The 15,558-nt window shown below is 61.6% G+C and carries 16 protein-coding genes; 13 read left to right on the forward strand and 3 right to left on the reverse strand.

Going from position 1 to position 15,558, the window contains the following annotated elements; genetic code table 11:
- Window positions 1-134 precede the first annotated feature (134 nt).
- The 5 genes from AACZ55_RS05770 (at window position 135) to AACZ55_RS05790 (ending at window position 6,336) form a co-directional block, all read left to right on the forward strand.
- Window positions 135-635, forward strand: a complete 501-nt coding sequence (locus AACZ55_RS05770) for a flagellar basal body-associated FliL family protein (protein WP_339644090.1) — start codon at window positions 135-137, stop codon at window positions 633-635.
- A gap of 9 nt (window positions 636-644) precedes the next feature.
- On the forward strand, window positions 645-1,739 hold the full coding sequence (fliM, locus tag AACZ55_RS05775; protein WP_338610129.1) for a flagellar motor switch protein FliM: 1,095 nt from the start codon (window positions 645-647) through the stop codon (window positions 1,737-1,739).
- Complete coding sequence (locus AACZ55_RS05780; RefSeq protein WP_339644093.1) at window positions 1,739-2,149, forward strand: DUF6468 domain-containing protein; 411 nt, start codon at window positions 1,739-1,741, stop codon at window positions 2,147-2,149. Before fliM ends, AACZ55_RS05780 begins: the two co-directional genes overlap by 1 nt.
- The gene (locus tag AACZ55_RS05785) at window positions 2,146-2,892 is read left to right on the forward strand and encodes a hypothetical protein (RefSeq protein ID WP_339644096.1); all 747 of its coding nucleotides are present in this window, start codon (window positions 2,146-2,148) and stop codon (window positions 2,890-2,892) included. Before AACZ55_RS05780 ends, AACZ55_RS05785 begins: the two co-directional genes overlap by 4 nt.
- A gap of 153 nt (window positions 2,893-3,045) precedes the next feature.
- Window positions 3,046-6,336 (forward strand): hypothetical protein, encoded by a 3,291-nt coding sequence (locus AACZ55_RS05790; protein ID WP_339644099.1) that lies wholly within the window; start codon window positions 3,046-3,048, stop codon window positions 6,334-6,336.
- A 159-nt stretch (window positions 6,337-6,495) separates the two neighbouring features.
- Here AACZ55_RS05790 and fliP read toward each other — a convergent pair whose 3' ends face one another.
- Both fliP and AACZ55_RS05800 read right to left on the reverse strand, forming a co-directional pair.
- Entirely contained in the window at window positions 6,496-7,188 is a 693-nt protein-coding gene (gene fliP / locus AACZ55_RS05795) for a flagellar type III secretion system pore protein FliP (RefSeq protein WP_338610652.1), read from the reverse strand.
- 67 nt (window positions 7,189-7,255) lie between these two features.
- Window positions 7,256-7,837, reverse strand: coding sequence for a hypothetical protein (locus AACZ55_RS05800; RefSeq protein ID WP_338610135.1), 582 nt, complete (start codon window positions 7,835-7,837; stop codon window positions 7,256-7,258).
- A gap of 205 nt (window positions 7,838-8,042) precedes the next feature.
- On the opposite strand from AACZ55_RS05800, the gene flgB reads away from it, so the two are divergent.
- The 7 genes from flgB to AACZ55_RS05835 all read left to right on the forward strand — a co-directional run bounded on the left by flgB (window position 8,043) and on the right by AACZ55_RS05835 (window position 14,095).
- Window positions 8,043-8,447 (forward strand): flagellar basal body rod protein FlgB, encoded by a 405-nt coding sequence (gene flgB, locus AACZ55_RS05805; RefSeq protein WP_339644102.1) that lies wholly within the window; start codon window positions 8,043-8,045, stop codon window positions 8,445-8,447.
- Window positions 8,448-8,458: 11 nt separating this feature from the next.
- Window positions 8,459-8,872, forward strand: a complete 414-nt coding sequence (gene flgC, locus AACZ55_RS05810) for a flagellar basal body rod protein FlgC (protein WP_338610138.1) — start codon at window positions 8,459-8,461, stop codon at window positions 8,870-8,872.
- A 10-nt stretch (window positions 8,873-8,882) separates the two neighbouring features.
- A complete protein-coding gene (locus AACZ55_RS05815) occupies window positions 8,883-9,206 on the forward strand; it encodes a flagellar hook-basal body complex protein FliE (protein ID WP_338610139.1) in 324 nt (107 codons plus the stop codon).
- A gap of 91 nt (window positions 9,207-9,297) precedes the next feature.
- Window positions 9,298-9,564 (forward strand): flagellar biosynthesis protein FliQ, encoded by a 267-nt coding sequence (gene fliQ, locus AACZ55_RS05820; RefSeq protein ID WP_338610141.1) that lies wholly within the window; start codon window positions 9,298-9,300, stop codon window positions 9,562-9,564.
- A 6-nt stretch (window positions 9,565-9,570) separates the two neighbouring features.
- On the forward strand, window positions 9,571-10,332 hold the full coding sequence (gene fliR, locus AACZ55_RS05825; RefSeq protein ID WP_338610143.1) for a flagellar biosynthetic protein FliR: 762 nt from the start codon (window positions 9,571-9,573) through the stop codon (window positions 10,330-10,332).
- Window positions 10,333-10,335: 3 nt separating this feature from the next.
- Entirely contained in the window at window positions 10,336-11,433 is a 1,098-nt protein-coding gene (flhB, locus tag AACZ55_RS05830) for a flagellar biosynthesis protein FlhB (RefSeq protein ID WP_339644107.1), read from the forward strand.
- Window positions 11,434-11,548: 115 nt separating this feature from the next.
- Window positions 11,549-14,095: an ATP-binding protein gene (locus AACZ55_RS05835; RefSeq protein WP_339644109.1), complete on the forward strand. Its 2,547-nt coding sequence runs from the start codon at window positions 11,549-11,551 to the stop codon at window positions 14,093-14,095.
- On the opposite strand, the gene AACZ55_RS05840 is transcribed toward AACZ55_RS05835, so the two are convergent.
- A complete protein-coding gene (locus AACZ55_RS05840) occupies window positions 14,092-14,250 on the reverse strand; it encodes a hypothetical protein (protein WP_339644112.1) in 159 nt (52 codons plus the stop codon). The genes AACZ55_RS05835 and AACZ55_RS05840 overlap by 4 nt on opposite strands.
- Before the next feature lie 194 nt (window positions 14,251-14,444).
- Here AACZ55_RS05840 and recA point away from each other — a divergent pair, with 194 nt between their 5' ends.
- Window positions 14,445-15,518 (forward strand): recombinase RecA, encoded by a 1,074-nt coding sequence (gene recA / locus AACZ55_RS05845; protein ID WP_338610150.1) that lies wholly within the window; start codon window positions 14,445-14,447, stop codon window positions 15,516-15,518.
- Window positions 15,519-15,558 lie beyond the last annotated feature (40 nt).

The raw sequence follows: 15,558 nt of genomic DNA on the forward strand, positions 1-15,558 counted from the left end.
GCTTTGCCGACGGGGAAAAATCTACCCGGCAATACTTGCCGCCCTTAGGCAAATCGTAACCATTCGTTAACCCTGTGGGGATTAGCTGGGCACAGGGCAAAAGCGCCTGAAACCGGGGGATTCGGAAGGCCTGCATGAGCGACGTGACCGAAACAGAAGTTAACGCCACATCGGACGCAGCTCCCGCCAAAAAGGGGCTGCCCAAGATTGCGCTGATCGGCGGGGGCGTTGCCGTGCTGTTGCTGGTCGCGGGGGCAGGTGGGTGGTTTCTGACCCAATCGGGCGGCGGCGACAGTGCCGACCATGGGGGTGAGGTCGAGGTCGCCGCGGAGGCCGCCTTTTATGATCTCCCCGATATCATGGTCAATCTCAACACCTCGGGCGGTGCGGACGCATTCCTGCGGCTGCGCACGGCGCTGGAAGTGCGCGACGAGGCAATGATCGAGTTGATCGAACCGCGCATGCCGCGGGTTCTCGATGCCTTTCAGGTGTATTTGCGTGAGCTGCGTCCCGCCGATCTTGAAGGTTCGGCAGGGCTCTATCGTCTCAAGGAAGAGTTGCTGCGGCGCGTCAACCTCGCCGTCTATCCGGCGAGCGTGGACAATATCCTGTTCAAGGAAATCCTGGTGCAATAGCGGATAATCATGGCCAACGAGACAGGAAAAACGGACGGGGCGCTCGGGGACGACTGGGCCGCCATGCTCGAAGCCGAAGCGGGCGGGGCGGACGATGTCGACCGCGTTCTCAATCAGGATGAAATCGACTCTCTTCTCGGGTTCGATTCCAGCGCTGCATCCAATGTCGAGCTGACCGGTGTGCGGGCGCTGATCAATTCGGCGCTGGTGTCCTATGAACGCCTGCCGATGCTGGAAATCGCGTTCGACCGCCTGGTGCGGCTGACGACGACCACGCTGCGCAATTTCACCTCCGACAATGTCGAGGTCACCCTTGAATCGATCAGTTCGGTTCGGTTCGGCGATTATCTCAATTCCATTCCACTGCCCGCCATTCTCTCGGTCATCAAGGCCGAGGAGTGGGACAATTTCGGGCTTTTGACCGTCGACAGCGCGCTGATCTATTCGATGATCGACGTGCTCCTTGGCGGGCGGCGCGGCTCGAGCGTCATTCGTGTCGAGGGGCGGCCCTATACGACAATCGAGATGGCGCTGGCGCGGCGGATGATCGAGCATATTCTCGATGACATGCACAAGGCGTTCGAGCCGCTGGCGCCCGTCAATTTCAAGCTCGACCGGCTGGAGACCAATCCGCGCTTTGCCGCCATTTCGCGGCCGGGCAATGCGGCGATCCTTGTCGAATTGCGCATCGACATGGACGATCGCGGCGGCAAGATCGAGATCATGCTGCCCTATGCCACGATCGAGCCGATCCGCGAGCAGTTGCTCCAGATGTATATGGGCGAAAAATTCGGGCGCGATCCGATCTGGGAGGGTCATCTGGCCACCGAGATCCACGCCGCCGATACCGAAATTTCCGCCGTGCTGCACGAACTCGACCTGCCGCTGTCGAAGGCTCTGAGCCTGGCCGAGGGCGACACGATCATGTTCGACATGACTCCGTCCGACCCGGTGACGCTGCGCTGCGGCGAGGTGGACCTGACCCGGGCGGTGATGGGCCATATCGGGAAAAATGTTTCGGTCCGGGTCACCCGGCCGCTCAACCCGCCAAAGGTGACGATGGCGGCCTTCGAAGCGATGGAAGAAAAGGCGGAGGGCAAATAATGCCTCTTGGACTGATGATTGAAATTGCCGTTGCCGCGCTTTTGGCAACGACGATCGGTTACTGCATCGTGCTCAACGGCCGGATCAAGAATCTGCAGGCCGACCGTGCCGCCCTCCAGCAGATGATCGCCGATCTGGTGCAGGCGACGACCATGGCCAACGGGGCCATCAAGGGGTTGCGGGAAACCGCTGTCGAGGCCGACGAAAGGCTCAACAGCCGGCTCAACGAGGCCGAGCGCTTTGCGATCGAACTGGCCAATCACGTCAATGCCGGCCAGGCCGTCATGGACCGGATTGCCAAGATCACCCAGGCCGCGCGTTCTCCGGGAGATGGCGGCGATGGCAGCCGGGCCGGCAGCGCCCTCAAGACACTCAAGGACCACCAGAAGCGCCGGGAGCACGCTGCGTGAACCGGGTTCGTCTTCTGCCTGTCGTGGTTATTGCCGCATCGGCTTTGCTGATGCTCAAGACGTTCGGCATTGTCTCGGGGCAGGGCTATATCCTTGGCGGTGTGAACGCCGCGCAAGCGGCTGGTGGCGGGCAGGTGGCCGAAGAGGCGGCGGCCGAGCCCGAAGCGGCGCCGGCCGATGGGGAACCCGAGGTCGAGATGTCACCGGCCGATGCCGCCGCGGCGGCGCTTTTTGAAAATTTCCCTATCGACGACAGTGAGCTGGAAGGGGCCGACGACGCCCCGCCGGGCGCGACCGAGGCGATCATTCTCCAGCGCCTCACCGAGCGCCGCACCGAACTCGAAAGCTTTGCGAGCGAGTTGCAGACCCGGCTCGCGGTGGTCGAAGCCGCCGAAATGCGTATCGAGGAGCGCATGAGCGAATTGAGCGCCATGGAGGCCCAGATCAATGCGCTGGTCGACGCCCAACAAGACGCCGAGGCCGAACAGTTCGCGGCCATTGTGGCCATGTATGAAAACATGCGGGCCAGCGATGCCGCCACGATCTTCAACGATCTCGATGAAGGCGTGCTGGTCAAGGTCGGACATGCCATGAACCCGCGCAAGCTCGGGCCGATCATGGCCAAGATGATCCCTGCCAAAGCCCAGCAACTCACAGTTCTTCTTGCCCAGACGGGACCGGAAGGACCTCAGGAGCCGACAACGCCCGAATTTGCCAATCTGCCCCAGATCGTCGGGCAATAGCCGAACACAGGGGCTTTTGAGGTGGCGCGGTAATCCCATCTTAAGCGCTTCTGCCTAGTGTGCCCTTGAATAAGGGCGGCAGGCAGAATGCTTTCGACCACAAGAAAACGTGGACGCCAGATTTATGGATATGGGGACGCTGCAAGATTTATCTTGCTGGCGTTTTTCGTGTTTGTGGGGTGGGCCGGACCGGCGCTGGCGCAGGAAAACATCACCTTCGAGGCACAGCGGCATGAGAATTACGCCCGGCTGATCCTGACCTTTCCCGACCGGCTCAACCTGCCCGAGCATACGGTGGAAAGCGACAATGGCGTGCTGGTCATATCGGTGCCCGACACGCCCATGGAGGGGGTTCTGCCCGATGTCGGAACCACGCTGAGCGAATATGTTGCCATTGCCCGGTTCGATCCCGACCGCACCGGCATCCGCATGGGGATGCGCGAGCAGTTCCAGATCAACACCATGGCGGCGGGCGAACAGCTCTATATCGATCTGCTGCCGGCAAGCTGGGTCGGGCTGCCCCCGGGGCTGCCGCCCGAAATCATCACCAAGCTGGCCGAACGCGCCGAGGAGGCAGCCCGGATCGCCGAGGAACGCAGGCGCGCCGAGCTTGTACTCGAATACGATCCCCAGCCCACCATCAGGGTGGGGCGGCATCAGACCTTTTCGCGTATCGAATTCAGCTGGAACGTGGGCACCAAGGCCGAGTTCACCCGCGAAGGGGAAAACGCCTCGATCCGGTTCGACTGGCCGGTGCCGGTCGATCTTTACGAGGTGCTGTCGGACCGCCCTGCGCAGCTTGGCGAGGTGACCAACATCGTCCATGGCGGCGACACCGAAATCGCCATGACCATTCCCGAAGATGTTTCGATGCGCTTTTACGAGCAGTCGAGTACCGAATTCATCCTCGATATCGACGTGCCGGGGGCGAGTGCCGATGGGCTCGAACTGGACGAGATCGCCGCGACCCTGTCGGATCCTGAACCTGTTTCCGAAGGGGAGGAGGTCGGGGAGGATCCCGCGCAGGAGGTGTCGGACGGGCCGGGCACCGTCCAGCCCTATGTCAGCACGGTGGGCCAGACCGTCCGTGTCGTTTTCCCTTTCGTCGAAGAAACGCCCGCCGCCGTGTTCCGGCGCGGCAATGTGGTGTGGATGTTGTTCGATACGCCCTCCCGGCTGGTCAGCCCTGATGCGCAATCGGGAGAAATTCTCGATGGCCTGGCCCGCGACCTGACCGTTGAAAGCACGGGCGCGGCCTATGTCGTGCGCATGGTGCTCGACGACAACCGGCTGGCCACGCTGGCTTCGGAAGGGCAGAGCTGGGTTCTCTCGCTCGGTGACATCCTGCTTTCGGCGGTTCAGCCGGTGACGCTCGAACGCCGCCGCTCGCCCACCGGGCTTTATGAAATGCAGGCCGATCTCGAGCGGCCGGGCAATGTGCACCAACTGCGCGATCCCGATGTGGGCGATATTCTGGATGTGGTGACCACCTATCCGCCGGCCCGCGGGGTGGTGCGCGATCTGGGCTTTGTGGATTTCGAAGCGCCGCGCTCCATCCATGGACTGGTGATCAAGCCGCTGCACGAGGGCATCAATGTTTCCATCGAGGACCGGTTTGCGGTGATCACCGCCGAGACCGGCCTTACGGTTTCGACCGACGATGGCCAGCAGCGCCTTTACGCCCCGGATGCGACGTGCGTCAGCGCGCTCGACCTCAATGCGATGATGGCGCCGAACCCCGATGAATTCGTGCTTCTGCGCGACGAGTATCAGGAGCGCGCCGCGCTTGCCGAGGGCAGGGAACTCGACCGCGCCCGGCTCGATCTCGCCCAGTTCTACCTGAGCAACAATTTTGCCTTCGAAGCGATCGGCGTACTCGATGTCCTTACGCGCGATCTGCGTCAGGAGAGCCTCGAGCCGGTCATGAGCGCGACGCTGGGTGCGGCCAACGCACTGGCCGGGCGCCATGCCGAAGCACTGGACCTGCTCAACGCCGACAGGATGCTCAACGATGCCGACGCCATGATCTGGCGCACCATCGCCAAGGTCGATGCCGGCGATTTCGCTGGTGCGCGGCTCGATGCGTTCGGCGGCGACCACGTCATCGACAATTATCCCAACTGGGTCCGGGCGCGCTTTCATATGGCGGCCATACGCGCCGCCGTGGAGCAGAGCGATGCCAAGATGGCCGCCGACATGATCCGCGCTGTCGATCTTGCCGCGCTGACGCCCGATCAGGTTGCGCAATATCAGCTGCTTTCGGCGCGCCTTGATCACATCAACGGGCTTGAGAACGACGCGCTGGAGGGCTATGGGCGGGTCATCGCAGCCGACCGGCGCGGCTCGACCGCCGAAGCGGTGCTGCGCACCATCGAGATCCTGGACGATATGGGGCAGCTCGATATCGCCAAGGCCATCCATACGCTGGCCGTCCAGTCGACCCTGTGGCGCGGCGACCAGCTTGAAATCGATATCGTTACCAAGCTGACCGATCTGCAATATCGCCACGGCGATTATCGCGATGCGTTCGTTCTGACCCGTGAAATGGCGTTGGGATTCGGGGAGAGCCAAACGCTCGACGGGCTTCTGGCGCGGGCGCGGACCGAATTTTCCGGGCTGTTCCTCGACGGGAAGGCCGACGCCTTGGACCCGGTTTCGGCGCTGTCGATCTATTACGACTATCGCCATCTCACTCCGCCGGGGGCCGAGGGCGACATGATGATCCGCAATCTCGCCCAGCGGCTGATCGAGGTCGACCTGCTCGCCCAGGCATCCGAACTGCTGAGCTATCAGATCGAGAACCGGCTCGATGGCGCGGCGCGCGCGCAGGTGGCCGCCGATCTTGCCGTTGTCCATATCGCCAATCGCGACCCCAATTCGGCATTGCGAGTGCTCTACGACACGCGGCTGGCCGGGTTGCCGCCGGGGCTGGAGCGCCAGCGCCGCGTGCTCGAGGCCAGCGCGCTCATTCACGCCCATCGGCACGATCTGGCGCTCGATCTGCTTTCGAGCCTTACGGGCCGCGATACCGAATTGCTGCGCATCGATGCGCTGTGGCAGGCCAACCGCTTTTCGGCGGCCAGCGAAACCATCGAGGCGCTCTATTCGCCCGATCTGGGCACCGGCACGCTTTCGCCCATGGCGCGCACCAACATCGTCAAGGCGGCGGTGGGCTATGTGCTCTCGAACGACCAGATCGGTCTGGCCCGGTTGCGCAGCCGGTTTTCCGAGGCCATGTCGACAACGCCCGAATGGCCGGTCTTTGCCTTCGTTGTCGAAAATGTCGATCCCAATGGCGTCAACTTCCGCGAGATCGCCCGGCAGGTGGCCGACACTCAGGCGATCAACGCGTTTTTGAATGCATATCGCGAGATTTATTCCGGGCAGGATGCGGTGACGCCATTGCGTGCGGCGCCGGAAACGGGGGCCGTGGCGAGCTTGTAGGTGAGGGCTCGGCAGCTTCATGGTCAGTGGCGTTGGGAGGCGCAGATAAGGGGCCGGTGTATTGTGCAGCGCTGATCCGGCCGTCGCTTAGGCTCCGGCGTTCGTGCCTCAAATCGCTCGACTGGAGCGATTTGACCTTGCCTTTGGCAAGGTCGGCACTCACCCCGTAAAACTTCGGATCAATGAGCCCGCCACAAGATGCCAGCCGTCGACAAGGACGAAGAAGATCAGCTTGAAGGGCAGGGAGATGATGACCGGGGGGAGCATCATCATGCCCATGCTCATCAGCACCGAGGCCACGACCATGTCGATGACCACGAAGGGCAGGAACAAAAGGAAGCCGATCTCGAAGGCCCGGCGCAGTTCGGAGATCATGAAGGCGGGGATGAGGATGCGCAGTTCGAGGTCTTCGGGGTTTTCGGGCGCCGGGGTTTCGGTCAGATCCATGAACAGCATCACGTCCTGGGGGCGGACATGGGTGCGCATGAATTCGTGCAATGGCCCGGAGCCCAGTTCGATCGCCTCGACGATTTCAACCTCGCCGGCGACAAGCGGTTCGATGCCCAGCTCGTAGCTTTGCTGCAGTGTGGGCGCCATGATGAAGGCGGTGAGAAACAGCGCCAGCGAGATCATCACCGAATTGGGCGGCGCGGTCTGCAGCCCGATGGCGGTGCGCAGCAGCGAAAGCACCACCACGATGCGGGTAAAACTGGTCACCATCACGAGGATGGAGGGCGCCAGCGCCAGGATGGTGATGAGCGCGATCATCTGGATCGCGCGTTCGGTCAACGTGGTCTCGTCGCCGAAATCGATGGAGATGTCCTGGGCAATTCCCGTTGCGGGCAACAGCAGGACGGCAGCGAGGCCAAGAGCAAGAACAAGTGCCGCGCGGGGCGTTCCGGCCCGGCGCGGTGCGGTATCAGGACCTGGTTGCGGTGTCCTCGTAATCTCGTTCCCTCGCTTCAAGCAGCGGTTCGGGCTCCACGGTGGTGGTGGCCGACATGGCAACGCTTGTAGCTGAGTCGGACGAGGTGCGGCCCTTATTGTCGGGCTTTCCCCCATCGAGTTTGGGTTCGTTGTCCTCGACCGGGCGCAAAAGGCCGGTATGGCGCAGCGAGGTGCCGGCGGGCCGGGCAGGGGCCGCCGGCTCGGGTGCGACGGCGGGGGCCGGTTCGGCGGGTTTGCGGCGCGGACGCTGGACCTGCTGGACGGGCGGCGCTTCAAAACCGCTTTCGACGACCAGATCGTTGGGGCCGCCGATGACGATGAGGTGCTCGGTTTCATCGCGGCGGATGATGATGGCCTGGCGCTTGTTGTCGATGGCAACGGAATCGATGACCATGAGGCGCCGGTTGCGGCCACGGCCGACACTGGCCGACGCATCGCCCACGAGCTTGATAAGCCATACGGCAAGCACGATCAGAACGATCACGATGGCCAGCGCCACGATCATTGTCAGATAGCCGTTTTCACCGCCGAAAAGGCTGTTTAGAAATCCCACTGTCATGCTCCTGGAAATGGGCAACGCGTCCCGCGAGACATAGCCGGACGCTTGGCGCTGGGCAATAGCTGCCTACTATAGCGCAGCTTTGTTCAAAATTGGGAGATTTCCGGCCCTTCCTTTCCGATCGGTTAACGCGCCGTTAACCATGGAGTGGGCAAAGTTTGCCCAGTTAACAGACCGCAACCGGATTCGGCGAACCGACATGGCCATTGGCGATCTGCCCATCTTTGCCGCGCTCAAGAACAGGATGCAATGGCATCAAACCCGCCAGACGCTTCTGGCCGAGAACGTCGCCAATGCCGAGACGCCCGGCTATCGCGGGCGCGACCTTGCGCCGTTTTCCATCGAAAGCACGGCGCGACATTCGGGGGCCAGTGTCACGACGACGGCGACCAACAAGAAGCATTTCTCGGTCGGGGGCGATCCGAGCCGGGCCATGGGCGCGCGGACGATGAACAGTTTTGAGGTCATGCCCGAGGGCAACGGGGTGACGCTGGAAGAAGAGATGATGAAGGTCACGACCAACCAGATGGATTATCAGGCCGCGACCACGCTCTACACACGCTCCATGCGGCTGATGAAAATCGCCCTGGGCAAGAACGTATAGGACGCTAGCGCATGAACGACTTCATGACATCGATCAAGATCGCCGGGTCGGGGCTCAACGCCCAGACGGCGCGCATGCGGGTGATCGCCGAGAACATGGCCAACGCCGATTCCGCCGGGCACACGCCCGAGGAGGATCCCTATCGCCGCAAGGTGCCGACCTTTCACGCCGTGCTCAATCGCGAACTGGGCGCCACCGAAGTGACGGTCGGGGCGCTGGCCACGGACATGAGCGATTTCTCCTCGCGCTATGAGCCGGGCCATCCGGCGGCCGACGAGAACGGGTATGTCAAATACCCCAACGTCAACACGCTGATCGAGACCATGGACATGCGCGAGGCCCAGCGCACCTACGAGGCCAATCTCAACGTCGTCACCGTGTCGCGCCAGATGCTGGGACGGACGCTCGATATTTTGAGGGGATAATTAAGAGCTCATGAGCACGCCATTCAATGCAGCCACAGCCGCTTACGGCAATGTCTCGCGCCTGATTTCCGATCAGGCCGGCGGCAAGCTGACAGCGCCAACAGCTTCGCCCTCGGGCACCGATTTCGGGCAGATGCTGGCCGATCAGCTCGGTGGTATCGCCGAGACCGGGCAGCGCTCCGATCAGGTGTCTGTCGATATGATCAACGGCAAGGCAAACGTGGTCGATGTGGTGACCGCGCTGGCCGAAACCGAGTCGGCGATGGAAACCATGGTCACCGTTCGCGACCGGGTGATCTCGGCCTACGAAGAAATCATGCGCATGCCGATCTAGGCTGACCTTTGGGCGTGGCCCTCCAGTACACCGAGGGTCCATTGGGCGTCAGAGCGTGTAGAATGGGCTCGATTCGGCAGGAGCCATTCCCATGAGCGGGGCAGAAACTCTCGATATCGCCACCTCCGGCATCTGGACCCTGATTATCGTTTCGGGGCCGATGATGATCGTGGGACTGGTGGTCGGCGTCATCATCGCCCTGTTTCAGGCTTTGACGCAAATCCAGGAAATGACACTGGTTTTCGTGCCCAAGATCATCGCGATCTTTGTCACGCTGCTGGTGACCTTGCCGTTCATGGGCGCCACGATGAGCGCTTACATGACCCAGATCGTCGACATGATCATAACAGGCGGGTAACGGGCCATGAGCGTGAGCTGGGGCCCCGATGTCGCCTATTATTTCTTTCTCATTTTCGCGCGCCTCGGCACGATCCTGATGTTGCTGCCCGCGCTCGGGGAATCGACGATTCCCACGCGCTTGCGGCTGACGTTCGCGCTGGCGTTTTCGCTGATCCTTTATCCGCTGATCCTGCCCAATCTGGGGGCGGTTCCGGTGACGCTGGGCGGATTGATGACGGCGCTGGGCCATGAACTTGCCGTGGGATTTATCCTCGGGGGGCTGACCCGGCTCATTCTTACGGCGGCGCAGGTCGCAGGTGCGGTGATCGCGTTCCAGATGGGGCTTTCGATGGCCCAGACATCCGATCCCACCCAGCCGGGGGTGCAGGGGGCCATCATTGGCAATTTTCTGGCCATGCTGGGCGTGACGCTGATCTTTGCCACCGATCTGCACCATGTGCTGCTGGCCGGGATCTATGCCAGCTACAGCTATTTCCCGCCCGACGCGCCGCTGATGCTGGGCGATGCTGCGGAAATGGCGACGGAGATGGTGGCGCAGGCGTTTCTGATCGGCACGCAGATGTCGGCGCCGTTCCTGGTTTTCGGTCTGGTGTTTTACCTGGGGCTGGGAATTTTGGGGCGCCTGATGCCGCAGATTCAGGTATTTTTCATGGCCATGCCGGCCAACATCATCATCGGGCTGATCCTGTTCGCGTTGCTGCTCAGCCTCACGATGACCCTTTATATGACCCATCTCGAAGACCATTTTTCGCAGTTTCTGGGCTAGAGTATGAGCGACGACAAACCCGAACAGAGCGAAAAGACAGAGGACCCCTCCCAAAAACGGCTCGAGGACGCCCACAAGAAGGGCGATGTGGTCAAGAGCCAGGAGGTGACGACCTGGTTCATGATCCTGGGGTCGGCGCTGATCTTTGCCTTTGTCGCCCCGTTTACCAGTGCGCAGTTCATGACCAGCCTTGGCGATTATCTTGGCCGCGCCGACCTTTACGAAGTGGGCGGGCCGGGGTTCAACCAGTTCGTCTATGGCGCGACGATCAGCCTTTTGAGTGCTCTTTTGCTGCCGATGATCCTTCTGGCGCTGTGCGGGATCGCGGGAAACATGGTGCAGCACCGCATGGTGTTTTCTGCCGAAAACCTCAAACCCAAATTCTCCAAAGTCTCCCCGCTGGCCGGAGCCAAGCGCCTGTTTTCGAGCGAGGCGCTGGTCAATTTCGGCAAGGGGCTGTTCAAGCTCGTGGTGTTTTCCACCATCATGGTGCTGGTGGTCTGGCCCGACCGGGACCGGCTTTCGACCATCATGACCGCCGACCCTATCGTGACACTGGAACTGTTCCAGGAAATCGGCATCAAGATCTTTATCGCGACCCTGATCGCCATCACCATCGTGGCGCTGCTCGACTATATCTACATGCGCCACAAATGGTGGCAGCGCCAGATGATGACGGTCAAGGAAGTGCGCGACGAATACAAGCAGATGGAGGGCGATCCCCACGTCAAGGGCCGTATCCGCCAGATCCGCATGGAGCGCAGTCGCAAGCGCATGATGGCGGCGGTGCCCGATGCGACGGTTGTGGTGACCAACCCGACCCATTTTGCCGTGGCGCTCAAATACGACAAGGACATGGCCGCTCCCCAGGTGCTGGCCAAGGGCGTCGATGCCGTTGCGCTCAGAATCCGCGGGCTGGCCAGGGATCACGACATTCCAATCGTCGAAAATCCCCCGCTGGCCCGGGCGCTTTATGCGGGCGCCGAGGTGGGCGAGACGATCCCGGCAGAGCATTTCAAGGCCGTGGCGCAGATCATCGGCTATGTGATGCGGTTGAAAAACCGCTCGAGCTGGCGCAGTGGAAATCAGGGTCGACCCTAACCGAGACTGTTAACGAGCGGTTAATCCGCACTACCCAAGGCGAAGTCGGGTTTGCTACCAATAGGAAGCCCGATTCGATTTGCGGGCGGATGTCTCTAGCGAGGAACAAAAAGCGATGGCGGTGGCCCCGATGGACGAGGACAGCTATCCCGAGCCGATGGTGGCGCGTCCGTCGTCCAATGCAGCGCTGTGGCGGGTGATCATCCTTTCGCTCGCTTTCGTCGCGGTTGCCGTAGCGTTCTCGCTGATGGGAGACGCCATTTCGCCCGAAATGATCGTCCTGTTTCTGGGTGTCCTGTCGGTTATCGGGGTGTTTTCGCTGTTTGCGCTGGCGGCGGGGCTGTTCCGGTTCGTGGGGGGCTCTGAAAAGCGGACGTTGGCCCGCGCCATTGTCGACAGCCTGCCCTATGGGGCGGTGGTTACCGACCGCGACGGCAAGATCTTTTATGCCAATGCCCAATACTCGGACCTTTCCAAATCTGTTTCCAAGGGGGTCCCGGTTGGCGTGCCGCGGCTGTTTGCCAGCCAGCCCGAAGCGAGCGAGGCGGTCTATCGGCTTTCGCGGGCCGCGCGGGACGGGCGGGCGATTGTCGAGGATGTGCGGATTGCGCGCGGCAAGAGCGCTGCGCAATGGTTCCGCATCGGGGCACGCAGCCTTCCCGATTACGATGGCGCGCCGGGCAAATCGGTGATCTGGACGGTCGAGGACATAACCCGCGACCGCGAGAGCCAGGAAAATTTCTACGTCGAGCTGCAAAAGGCCATCGACTATCTCGATCATGCGCCGGCCGGGTTCTTTTCGGCCAATGCGCGGGGGCGGATACAGTATATCAACTCAACGCTGGCCGACTGGCTGGGCTATGATCTCGCGGCGTTCGAGGCGGGCGATCTCGATCTTGGCGAGATCGTGCAGGGCGATGGCGCGGGGCTTTTGATGGGCGGCGGGCAGGACGGCGCGGTGCGCACCGAAGTGATCGATCTCGATCTGGTGCGCCACGACGGCACCAATCTGCCGGTGCGGCTGTTGCACCGCGCGGCGCGGCTGGCCGAGGGCGAGCTGGGCGAGACGCGTACGCTGGTGCTCGACCGCTCACGCGGCATCGAGGGGGAAGAGGCATTGCGGGCCGCCGAAGTGCGGTTTTCGCGGTTTTTCAACCACACCCCGATTGCCATTGCGGCGCTCGACGGGGCGGGCAAGGTGGTGCGCACCAATGCGCCCTTTACCCGGATTTTCGGGCTCACATCTGGGGAACGCGGGATCGAGGGGCTCAATGTCGCCTCGCTGATCGATCCGGAAAGCCGGGAAAAACTGGCGATGGCGCTGGCCGATGCCAAGGGGCACCGGTCGGAAATCGCGCCGGTCGATGCGACGATTCCGGGGGAAAAGCCGCGCAGCGTGCGCATGTTCATTTCGGGCGTCGAGCAGGGCGGGGAAAGCGACGAGGCGGCGATCCTTTATGCGCTCGACATGACCGAGCAGCGCCAGCTCGAAGAACAGTTTGCCCAGGGCATGAAAATGCAGGCGGTGGGGCAACTGGCCGGTGGGGTGGCCCATGATTTCAACAACGTGCTGACGGCGATCATCGGGTTTTCGGACCTGCTGCTGCTCAAGCACAAACCGTCCGATCCCTCGTTTGGCGACATCATGTCGATCAAGCAGAGCGCCAACCGCGCTGCGGGCCTGGTGCGCCAGCTTCTGGCCTTCTCGCGTCGGCAGACGCTGCGCCCGCAGGTGCTTGAAGTGCCCCAGCATATCGACGATCTGACGGTGTTGCTCAAGCGGCTGATCGGTGAGCATGTGACGCTCGATGTCGAGCACGGGCGCGATGTGTGGCCGATCCGGGCCGACCTGGTGCAACTCGAACAGGTGATCATCAACCTTGCGGTCAATGCGCGCGACGCGATGCCCGATGGCGGGCAGATCACGCTGCGCACCCGCAATGTCGAGCAGGCCGAAGCCGAGACTTTCACCTATCCGGGGCTGGTGCCCGCCGATTTCGTTTCGATCGAGGTGAGCGATACCGGCACGGGCATGACCCAGGAGGTCATGGAAAAAATCTTCGAGCCGTTCTTTTCGACAAAGGAGCTGGGCAAGGGGACTGGGCTGGGCCTGTCGATGGTCTATGGCATCATCAAGCAGACCGGTGGCTATATCTATCCCGAATCCGAAGTGGGAAAGGGCACGACCTTCCGGTTGCTGCTGCCCCGGCACATCCAGCAGGAAAAGGAAGAAGTGGTCAAGGCGGTTGCGGCGCCTGTCCGCGATCTGACGGGCAATGAACGCATCCTTCTCGTCGAGGACGAGGAGAGCGTGCGCATGTTCTCGGCGCGGGCCCTGTCGACAACGGGTTATGAAGTGTTCGAGGCCGGATCTGGCGAAGAGGCGCTCGAAGTGCTAGAGGAAATCGAGGGCAAGGTCGATCTGATCATTTCGGACGTGGTGATGCCCGAGATGGACGGGCCGACGCTTCTGACCCATGTGCGCAGGCTCTATCCGGGGCTCAAGGTGATCTTCGTTTCCGGCTATGCCGAAGAAAGCGTGCGCCAGGGGCTCGAGGACGACAGGAGCGTGGAATTTCTCCCCAAGCCCTATACGCTCGATCAGATCAATTCCAAGGTCAAGGAAGTGCTTTCGGGGAGTCCGGCGGCCAGCGAGGACTAGTCTTTTTCCGAGGCGTTCGAGGCGGCCAGGAATGCCGCACCAAGACCGGCGCCGATGGCAACGCCGATGCCGATTCCCATGGCGATGTTGTCTATCGCGACGCCGATTCCGGCACCGATTGCGATTCCCACGGCGATTCCCGTGCCCATGTTCATGGCAGCCTCCATCCTTGTCCGCTTTTGCAATGCGCATGAAGTGGGAGAGTTCCATTATTCCAGAATGTTCTTATTTTGTCTCTTGACATATCGAAAACAAAATGAGAACAAATATGCAACCTAGAAATAGGCGTTGAGGGCCGACTGATCGCGTTGCGCGCGCAGGGCATTTGGTGAAATAAGGAGAGCTAACAATGGCAGTTTCACAGCTTCGCGTGGTTGACGGGGGTTCGATGGACAAGAACAAGGCGCTCGAGGCCGCTCTGGGTCAGATCGAGCGCAATTTCGGCAAGGGTTCGGTCATGAAGCTGGGGGAAAACACCTCAGTCAATGTCGAATCGATTTCCACGGGCTCGCTCGGTCTCGATATCGCGCTGGGCATCGGTGGTCTGCCGCGCGGGCGTATCATCGAAATTTTCGGGCCGGAAAGCTCGGGCAAGACCACGCTGGCTTTGCATGTGCTGGCCGAAGCCCAGAAAGGCGGCGGTATCTGCGCGTTCATCGACGCAGAACACGCGCTCGATCCCACCTATGCGCGCAAGCTTGGCGTCAATATTGACGAGCTGTTGATCTCCCAGCCTGATGCGGGTGAACAGGCGCTCGAAATCGCAGATACGCTGGTGCGCTCGGGCGCGATCGACGTTCTGGTCGTCGACTCGGTGGCGGCTTTGACGCCACGGGCCGAACTCGAAGGCGAGATGGGCGATTCCCTGCCGGGTCTTCAGGCGCGTCTGATGAGCCAGGCCATGCGCAAGCTCACGGGTTCGATTTCCAAATCGAAGGCCATGGTGATCTTCATCAATCAGATCCGCATGAAGATCGGCGTGATGTTTGGCTCGCCCGAAACCACGACCGGCGGCAATGCGCTCAAATTCTATTCCTCGGTTCGTCTCGACATTCGCCGCATCGGCGCCATCAAGGACCGCGAGGAAGTTGTCGGCAACCAAACGCGCGTCAAGGTGGTCAAGAACAAGATGGCCCCTCCGTTCCGTCAGGTCGAATTCGACATCATGTATGGCGAAGGCGTTTCCAAGACCGGTGAGCTGCTCGATCTGGGCGTCAAGGCCGGGATCGTCGAGAAATCGGGAGCCTGGTTCTCCTATGACAGCCAGCGGCTGGGCCAGGGGCGTGAAAATTCGCGCCAGTTCCTCAAGGACAATCCTGAGATCGCCAACCAGATCGAGAACGGGGTGCGCGAGAGCGCCGGGCTTATTGCCGCTGAACTGATCACGGCAGGAGAAGGCAGCGCCGAGGACAGCGAAGACTAGAGCCGTTCAGGATTTGATTGACTCAAATCCTTGGCTCTAA

Source organism: uncultured Pelagibacterium sp. (assembly GCF_963972885.1).
Lineage (GTDB): Bacteria > Pseudomonadota > Alphaproteobacteria > Rhizobiales > Devosiaceae > Pelagibacterium > Pelagibacterium nitratireducens.